At 66.8% G+C, this 6656-nt stretch carries 6 protein-coding genes; 5 read left to right on the top strand and 1 reads right to left on the bottom strand.

Annotated features, from left to right (window positions below):
• From YWC_RS33065 to YWC_RS0123415, 5 genes are all read left to right on the top strand, one after another.
• Positions 1-259: integrase core domain-containing protein (locus YWC_RS33065; protein WP_036215647.1), on the top strand; the 259-nt coding region annotated here is incomplete at its 5' end.
• Between the two features lie 18 nt (positions 260-277).
• Positions 278-1324, top strand: coding sequence for a T6SS immunity protein Tli4 family protein (locus YWC_RS34225; protein WP_169728150.1), 1047 nt, complete (start codon positions 278-280; stop codon positions 1322-1324).
• 65 nt (positions 1325-1389) lie between these two features.
• On the top strand, positions 1390-2487 hold the full coding sequence (locus YWC_RS33060; protein ID WP_156923855.1) for a T6SS immunity protein Tli4 family protein: 1098 nt from the start codon (positions 1390-1392) through the stop codon (positions 2485-2487).
• 94 nt (positions 2488-2581) lie between these two features.
• Positions 2582-2890, top strand: a complete 309-nt coding sequence (locus YWC_RS0123420) for a PAAR domain-containing protein (RefSeq protein WP_027867565.1) — start codon at positions 2582-2584, stop codon at positions 2888-2890.
• A gap of 36 nt (positions 2891-2926) precedes the next feature.
• Positions 2927-5281, top strand: a complete 2355-nt coding sequence (locus YWC_RS0123415) for a DNA internalization-related competence protein ComEC/Rec2 (RefSeq protein WP_027867564.1) — start codon at positions 2927-2929, stop codon at positions 5279-5281.
• Positions 5282-5284: 3 nt separating this feature from the next.
• On the opposite strand, the gene YWC_RS0123410 is transcribed toward YWC_RS0123415, so the two are convergent.
• A complete protein-coding gene (locus tag YWC_RS0123410) occupies positions 5285-6655 on the bottom strand; it encodes a sensor histidine kinase (protein WP_027867563.1) in 1371 nt (456 codons plus the stop codon).
• Position 6656: the final 1 nt, after the last annotated feature.

Genomic DNA, 6656 nt, shown 5'->3' with positions numbered 1-6656 from the left:
GTATGAGGACGTGTACCTGAAGGGGTACGCCAACATGGCCGAGCTGACAGTGGGTTTGGCGCAGTACTTTGCGTTCTACAACGCCGAGCGTCCGCATCAGGCGCTGGGCTATGAGACGCCGGACCATGTCTACATTGCTGGTGTTGGGGGAGGCGCGCTGATCGTCGACAAGTTTAGCAACGCGGACCAGGCGCCGGAGAAAAACGGCGAAACGGGGCAGCGCCGGACAGCTGCGAAAGTGGAAATGGACACAGCTTAAACTAGCCGGCTCAGTGTCTTGACTGATGGGTCCACTTTATTATCTGCTGGAAACAAGCCCGATGAGGAAGGCCTGCTTACAAGGAGCACCACGGCGGAGGAGCAACTGTCGTTCGCCGACAGGATGCGGATCACCAGACTACGGGCAGCACCCAGGAAAATTGGCAGCCTCACCGGCGACGAACTGGTTCGACGGGGCGTAGAAGAAAATGACGCGCACGTGTACAGCTTCTGGTGGGAGGTGAACGGGACAGAAGACAATGTCATGGTTCCGCACGTGGTACTCAAAATGTCTACGGGCAAGAGCGAGAATGGCCCAATTCCCACTTCCATGTCAGAAGACGTAGCGCTTGGTTTATGGGACAAGATATCGTCCAGTATTCGACTGCGCTCGGTAGAGCCGCAGACAGTGGCGCATGTTGTGGTGCCTGAATCCCGCTTAGGTCTGCACGCGCTGGCGGGAGATCGATGCCCGCAAAGCGGCTGGTGGCTTTGCAGTGATGGCGGAAATGGCACCCGCGTACTGGGTGGACAGCGGCAGTACATCAAGAAGGGCGAGCGCATGCCGCAAGCGCTACTACTATTGCCGCAAACGTTGTGGAATAAAGTTCGTGGTCTGCAACCTACCGCCGAGTCAGAGAGCCCGACGTCCTGGACGCTGGTAGACAATCGTGCGCGTAAAAGGCTTCAGCCGCCGCTGCCCTTGGCGAAAGCAGTCGTGCCCAATGGAGTCACTGTAGCTCTTGCCACGTCCGGAGGTGCACAGCCTAGCGACGCACCGATTGGTAGTTTTTCGTCAACTGGAGCCCCGTGCCCCGCCAGTGGGTGGTGGCGTTGCGAAGAATCGCACGCGCTCGATGGAACCCGTTGGTTTGCACAAGGAAGCTTGCTACCCCCGGCTACCTTCACTGTTGCGCCAGGAATCTTCGGTCACCCGTCTTCTGCACCGCAGGCGATCCAGCGCCGCAGTGCGTGGCGCCTGATGCGGCATGCAGAGGCGCCGCGCCAGGCGGACAGCGACGCTTCGGGCTCCCGTGATGTGCCGCCCCTCAGTCAACAGGCATAGCATCTTTCGTTCGTTCGGCGCAAGCTGCGGACATTCTCATCGGCTGTAGCTTACTTGGAGTTGACATGCGGCGTCTGGCTTGGTCGGGGATGGCGATTGCGGTGGGAATTCTTATCGCTGGGTTGGCGAAACCTTGGGACGCGAGGAGCGGGCAAACGAGAATCGAACTGGCGCGGCTGACCGGGAAGATGAAAACCGCATGTGTCGGCAGGTTTTTGATCGACATGCCGGAAGAGGCGCGAGTAGAACTGGGCCGGGCACGCATTAACGGCTTCGAGGTCGCGGCCTTTGACGAGTCCGCTGATGCATTTCGAGCTCGCCTTGCTGAGCGTGAAGCGGAGATCAAGAGCAAACCCGATCGGCTTGGTGGAAACAAGAACCTTGAGTTGGTAAAAGAAGTAAGCGCCGAAGCGGGATTGGTTGGAAAAATATTCGTTCACAGCCGAACAGTCAACGAGGGTAGTGCAGGTAATGGCCTGGTGAACGAGCACTTCAGTTATGAAGGAATTGCTGTCGAAGCGCTCGTACACAGTGAGGGCGTAAGCATTGATCTAGGTTCGGATTTCGGCTTCCCAAATCGTGTAGAAGATGTTTCCGCGCTGGTAGCCAAGCTTGTGCCGAATCCACGAAACACAATTCCTGCAGAGCCTGGCTTTTGCCTCGACCACGCGTATGTTCGCGGCCCGCTTGACGCGGATCGGGCAGAACAGGTCACAATGTTTGCCAATCTACCCAGTCATCCGGATACTGATTTCCTGTTGATGACGTCTGCCAGAAGCAAGCCCGATGGCGATGGCGATGGCTTGCTCAAGCGAGGAGCAGCTTCCGAGGACCGGCTGTCGATGCTTGAGAAATTGCGGGTGACCCGCTTGCGTGCCCGGCCTCGTGAGATTCGAGGTCTGACGGGGGAAGAATTGGTTCGGAGCGTTGTTGAGGACAATGATGCGGAAGTTTATACCTTTCATTGGGAAGTGAACGGCACGGACAAAGACGCTTTTACTCCACGCCTGGTATTTTCGATGACTACCGGAGGTAGCAACGCCGGACCTGCACCGACATCGATGTCGAACGAAGCCGGCATGGGCTTGTGGGACCGTGTGCTGTCAAGCATCAGACTGCGAACTAGCCCTTTAGCAAAGCCAATCCATGAGCGATCCAGATAACCCAGCCTAAGACATCGCGAGATTAAGCTGAGTTTCCGCAAACCCAACCACCCCAGCTCAGCTACATTCCAGCTTTCCCCCGAAGGAGAGCGGAGTGACCCACAAGCGTTTCTATATCCGCGCCGGCGCCACCACCACGGCGGGCGGCACCGTCAGGGCTACCAGCACCTTCACCACCCTGGACGGCATGCCGATCGCCCGCGAAGGCGATCCGGTCGACTGCCCCGAGTGCGGCGAGCAGGGCGTCATCCAGTGCGTCATGCCGCGCCTGCCCGACCAGTCCGAAGGCAAGGAGTGCGCGCTGAGCGACGACCTGTGCATCTGCGCCTGCTCGCCGCCGCCCAAGCTGGTCGCCGACCAGTTCCACGACTTCCAGCTCGTCGCCGAGAGCCCCGCAGCCTAGCGCCGCCACACCCAGGCAAGCCTGCGGGCCCGGCCCATGCGCTGCGCGATCCTCGCCTTCCTCGCCGGGGCATGCTGGCTCCAGACACGCGCCGAACTGCCGCCACCGGCCTACCTGGCCTGCGCCCTTGCGGTCGCGCTGGTCCTGTTCGCGTTGCGCAAACGTGCCGCAAGCCTGTTCGCCGCCGCCATCCTCGGCGCCGCATGGTCGGCCTGCCTGGCCCACATCGCCCTCTCCGATGCGCTGCCACGAGAACAGGAAGGCCGGGACGTCACCATCGTCGGCACCGTCGACAGCCTGCCGCATGAATTCGACGGCGGCGCGCGCTTCCACCTGCGCGTCGAACGGGTCCTCACGCCGGACGCCACGGTCCCGCCGCGGATCGCCATTTCCTGGTACGGGCAGCCAGCGGCCACGGACAGCCTGACGCCGGTAGAGCCCGGCGAGCGCTGGCAACTGGTTGTCCGCCTGCAGCGTCCGCACGGCAACGCCAACCCCTACGGCTTCGACTACGAAGCCTGGCTGCTCGAACAGGGGGTGCGCGCCACCGGCTACGTGCGTCCCGCCGGCCCGCGCAATGTCCGCCTCGACGCCTTTGTGCTGCGCCCGGGACATGTGGTGGAGCGCGCCCGCGCCGCGCTGCGGCGCCACATCCTGCGCGAACTGGACGGCAAGCGCTATGCCGGCGTGATCGTCGCACTGGTGATCGGCGACCAGCGCGGCATCCCGCAGTCGAGCTGGGACGTCTTCAATCGCACCGGCATCAGCCACCTGGTGTCGATCTCGGGCCTGCACATCACCATGGTCGCGGCCCTGGCGGCATGGGCCATGTCCGGCTTGTGGCGCCGGTCCTTTTTCGTGGAGGACGCCGCCTTGCCGCTGCGGCTGCCGGCCCAGAAGGCCGCGGCGCTCGCCGGCGCGCTGGTGGCGCTGCTGTACGTGCTGCTTGCCGGGTCCGGCGTGCCCGCGCAGCGCACCTTCTACATGCTGGCGGCGGTGGCCGCAGCGCTGTGGTTCGGCCGGGTGGTGGCGCTGTCGCATGTGCTGTGCCTGGCGCTGGCCGTGGTGGTGCTGATCGATCCCTGGGCCGTGCTGGGGGCCGGCTTCTGGCTGTCATTCGGGGCCGTGGCCGTGATCCTGTACGCCAACCTGGGGCGGGTGCAGCTTGACGCCGGGTGGCGCCGCACGCTCGGCATGGCGGTGCGTACCCAGTACGCCGTCACCGTCGGGCTGGTGCCGCTGACCATGCTGCTGTTCGCGCAGGTATCGCTGGCCAGCCCGTTCGCGAATGCGGTCGCGATTCCCGTGGTCAGCCTGTTCGTCACGCCGTTGGCGCTGCTCGGGGCGCTGCTGCCGGCGCCGCTGGCAGGCTGGGTGCTCGGGCTGGCACACCTGGCGATCGAGGTGCTGGCGGACGGCTTGGCCTGGCTGGCCGCCAGCCCACTGGCGGTCATGAACGCGCCGGCGCCGCAGCCGTGGATCTTCGTGCTGGCGATGCTTGGTGCCGCGTGGATGCTGGCGCCGCGCGGCTGGCCGCATCGGTGGGCCGGGCTGGCCGCCTGGGCCCCGATGCTGGCCCAGCTGCCAAGCGCGCCACCCGCCGGCACGTTCTCGGTGACCGCCTTCGATGTGGGGCAGGGCATGGCCTTGCTGGTCGAGACCGAGCGGCACCGGCTGCTGTACGACGCCGGTCCGCAGTATGGGCCGGGCGCGGACGCGGCCGGGCGGATCCTGTTGCCTTACCTGCGCGGGCGCGGGATCGGCACGCTGGATGCGCTGGTGGTCTCGCACAGCGACGTCGACCATGCCGGCGGCGCCCGCACGCTGCTCGAGGGCGTGAGCGTCGTGCAGGTCCATTCCTCGCTGTCCGCGGGCCACCCGGTGGTGCAAGCGGCGCGCCGCCACAGCCGCTGCGGCGCGGGCCAGGCGTGGAGCTGGGACGGGGTGCGCTTCGAGCTGCTCGGGCCGACGCCGCAGTCCTACCAACAGGACGGCCTGAAAGCCAACGCCCGCAGCTGTGTGCTGCGCGTCAGCGGTGCTGGCAAGGCGATGCTGCTGGCGGCCGACATCGAGGCGGCCCAGGAGATGCAGCTCATCCAGACCGCGGCGGGCCGGCTGCGCGCCGACGTGCTGCTGGCGCCGCATCACGGCAGCGGCACCTCGTCGACCGCCGCCTTCCTGGCCGCGGTGGAGCCCAGGCTCGGCATCTTCCAGGTGGGTTACCGCAACCGCTACCGCCACCCGAAGAAGGAGGTCTACGAGCGCTACGCCAGCCTGGGCATCCGCAGGCTGCGCACCGACGAATCGGGCGCGGTCCTGCTCCGTTTCGGCCGCACGCTCGACGTGACCGAATACCGTGCCGAGCGGCGCCGCTACTGGCACGGACGCTAGCGTTCAATCCTTCAGGGGCAGGCTGAGTCGCACCTGCAGGCCGCCTCCCTCGCGGTTGGACGCACCGATGCCGCCGCCGTGCGCCGCCATCACGTGCTGGGCGATCGCCAGCCCCAGTCCGTGGCCGTCCACCTTGTTCGGGTTGGAGCGGAAGAAGGGCCGGAAGATCGATGCCAGGTCGGCCGCGGCGATCCCGGGGCCGCAATCGAGCACGTCCAGGTGCGCCCATTGCGCGTCACGGTGCAGCACGATCCCGACATTCCCGTGGCCGCCATGGCGGATCGCGTTGCGCACCACGTTCTCCAGCGCGCTCCACAGCAGGTCCGGGTCCCCTTGCACGAGGATCGGGCCCGGCGCCTCCACGCAGATGCGGGGCGCTTCGGGCCCCGCCTCGAAGCGTGCATCCGCCGCGATCTGGTCCGCCAGTTCGGTCAGGTCGAGCTGTTCGCGCCGCGCCAGGGTGGTCGAGGCTTCGAGCCGCGAGAGCGTCAGCAGTTCGCCGACGAGTTTATCCATGCGCATGCTCTCGCGCTCGATGCGCTCGAGCGAGGAGCCGATCCGGTCCGGCTGCTGGTGCGCCAGCCCCACCGCGGCCTGCAGCCGCGCCAGCGGCGAGCGCAGTTCGTGCGAGACGTCGTGCAGCAGGCGGCGCTGGCCGTCCATCAGGGCGGCCAGGCGCGCGCTCATGCGGTCGAAGTCGCGTCCCAGGTCGCTCAGCTCGTCGCCGGCGCGGCCCGGGCTGGCGAAGCGCGGGGCCAGGTCGCCGCGCGAAGCCGCTTCGAAGGCGCTGCGCAAGGCCCGGATCGGGCGCGAGAAATACCAGGCCAGCAGGGCGGCGAACAGCAGGCTGGCCAGGGTGGCGGCGACGATGCCGGCGACCTGGCCGACGCGCCGTCCCGGCCCTGGGCCCCGTGGCGCTTCGCCCGGGCGGCCGTGGGCCGCCGCGGCCGCGCCGGCGCCCGGCAGCGGCGCACCACGGAACTGGCGCCGCACGAAGGCCGTGTAGCGTTCGCCATCGGGCCCGGCCAGCTGCCGGATGCCGCGGCGCGGCTCGCCCGAGGCCAGCTGGCGCCTGACTTCGGCTTGCAGTTCGGGCGGCACCGGGCGGCCCAGCAGCTCGCGCCCCTGGCTGTCCTGCACGAACACCTGGGGACGCTGCAGCTCGCCCAGCATGCCGCGCAGGGCCTGGACCCCGCCGTGCTTGAGGGTGGCGGCGGCCGCGTCGAGTGCGATCCAGGCCGGCGGGCCGTTGTCGAGTTCGATCGCCTGGCTGCGGGCGCGGTCGCGCAGCCAGAAGGCGCCGCCGATACCGATGGTGGCGGCAACCTGGGCGAGCAGGATGCAGAGGAAGAACTTCCAGAACAGGCGGCCCATG

Origin of the sequence: Massilia alkalitolerans DSM 17462 (genome assembly GCF_000427785.1) — a bacterium.
GTDB lineage: Bacteria > Pseudomonadota > Gammaproteobacteria > Burkholderiales > Burkholderiaceae_D > Telluria > Telluria alkalitolerans.
Note: the sequence above shows the minus strand (reverse complement) of the source record. Positions and strands in the feature narration are given on the sequence as shown.

What these genes read in the sequence shown, in the direction of transcription:
- YWC_RS0123410 (WP_027867563.1), bottom strand. Translation starts at nt 6,655, where the DNA reads ATGGGCCGCCTGTTCTGGAAGTTCTTCCTCTGCATCCTGCTCGCCCAG.
- YWC_RS0123415 (WP_027867564.1), top strand. Translation starts at nt 2,927, where the DNA reads ATGCGCTGCGCGATCCTCGCCTTCCTCGCCGGGGCATGCTGGCTCCAG.
- YWC_RS33060 (WP_156923855.1), top strand. Translation starts at nt 1,390, where the DNA reads ATGCGGCGTCTGGCTTGGTCGGGGATGGCGATTGCGGTGGGAATTCTT.